Annotated in this window: 1 protein-coding gene; it reads right to left on the bottom strand. The window is 41.4% G+C overall.

The window, feature by feature from the left end:
- Positions 1-114: 114 nt before the first annotated feature.
- On the bottom strand, positions 115-1,653 hold the full coding sequence (locus AC58PQ_RS29480; RefSeq protein WP_497247949.1) for an IS1182 family transposase: 1,539 nt from the start codon (positions 1,651-1,653) through the stop codon (positions 115-117).
- Positions 1,654-1,781: the final 128 nt, after the last annotated feature.

The raw sequence follows: 1,781 nt of genomic DNA, 5'->3' as shown, positions 1-1,781 counted from the left end.
AAGGGGCTGTCCCAAAAGTAGATAATTCTACTTGAGGACAGCCCTATTTTCTTGAAATTTGTCTTAATCTTAAAAAGACAGCAGCGTTTCAGGCTTATACCTGCCCCACTGTCTTCATTTTTTATGAATAGCTGCTTTCTTAAGCAGATTATGGGCAAGGGAAAGCCAACCTACCTCAAGGCTTACTTTAGCTAAGCCTCTAAGCAGAAATCGTCGAAATCCTCGATTATTCTTTATGTCCCCAAACACAGTCTCTGGCTCAATCATTCGCTTTACGGAAAGAGCATAACCTTCTTCGCTCTTCAATTTCTCTCGTGCTTGGTTTTTCAATCGTAAGTATTCCAAGCTTACTTTTACTTCTCGATTACCAGCTGCCTTCGTACATTGTGGTTTTAGTGGACATCCCTCACAGCTGGTGCTTCTGTAATGTCGATGCGTTATTTCAAAGCCACTTTCTGTTTTATCCTTACTTTCATAACGAAATATTAACTGTTGTCCAGCCGCACACGTCCATGTATCTTCTTTGTCATCATAGTTCCAGTTGTCGATTTTACTAATGTCATTTTGCCATGCCTTTGTTTTCTCGCGGTGGTAGGTGCTGTATTTAACAATGCCTTCAAGTTGCTCTTTTTCTAAGTAAGTGTAATTTTCTTCTCCGCCATAGCCTGCATCGGCAATAATAGTTCCGGGCAGTTTTCCTAGTGCCGACTTCACTTTCTCTAAATGAGGGATGAGGCAACGGGTATCTGTTGGCCGCTGATGTAGACTGTAACCGACGATGAATTGATTTTCAGTTCCAATCTGCACATTGTAACCTGGTTTAAGTTGGCCGTTTTGCATGTGGTCTTCTTTCATTCGCATGAACGTAGCATCTGGATCTGTTTTACTGTAACTGTTGCGATTCCCTAGAATTTGTCGATGAGTCTCATACTTTTGAAGACGAGGGAGTAGATCTTTGCGAAGCTGGCGAACCGCTTTTTTTAAGGGCTTGTCCTTTGGCTTCTCTTGCAGCTTTTCCTCCAGTTGCTTCACTGCAATCTCTAGTTTTTCACTTGTGATATTTGATTTTTCGCCTAATTCGATAAGATCTGTACCACCATGCTCAGCATCTTCTTGCTTTTCTGCTTCATGGATTGTAGCAAACAGTGTCTTAACTTTCTCCTGAAGTTTAGCTTCATGCTTAACAACAGCTTTTCCCCAAACAAAAGTGTAACGATTCGCATTCGCCTCGATTTTGGTGCCATCGACAAAATAATGATCTAGTTGAACGTATTTTTCATCAGCAAGAAACTGAAGAACTGAAGTAAATACCGTCTCCAAGACTTCTTTCATTCGTTCCGATCGGAATCTGTTGATTGTGCGGAAATTTGGGCGCTGCCTTCCAGCGATCCACATGAACATGATGTTTTCACGTACGGCTTTAGCAATTTGTCGGGAAGAGTAAATCCGCTGAGAGTAGGCATAGATAATGACTTTGGTTAGCATTTTGGGATGGTAGCTATCTCGGCCGCCTCCGGGATAAGCAGCTTCAAAAATAGAATTGTCTAACCGATTAACGGCGTCGTTAACGACTCTAACTAGATGATTTTGATGAATATCTTCCTCTAAATCCATTGGCAAGAAAAGTTGGTCCATGGTATATTGTATGTACAAAAGAAACCTCTCCTTTGGTTTGATGGTTGCTCGACACTTCCATTTTACCAAGTTTTGGTTTCTTTTTGTTTGAATAAATTATGACAAAGGGGCTTCCCTAAGGTCTATTGACCTTTTGGGACAGCCCC

It is taken from the genome of Paenibacillus sp. J22P143, assembly GCF_059692035.1.
Note: the sequence above shows the minus strand (reverse complement) of the source record. Positions and strands in the feature narration are given on the sequence as shown.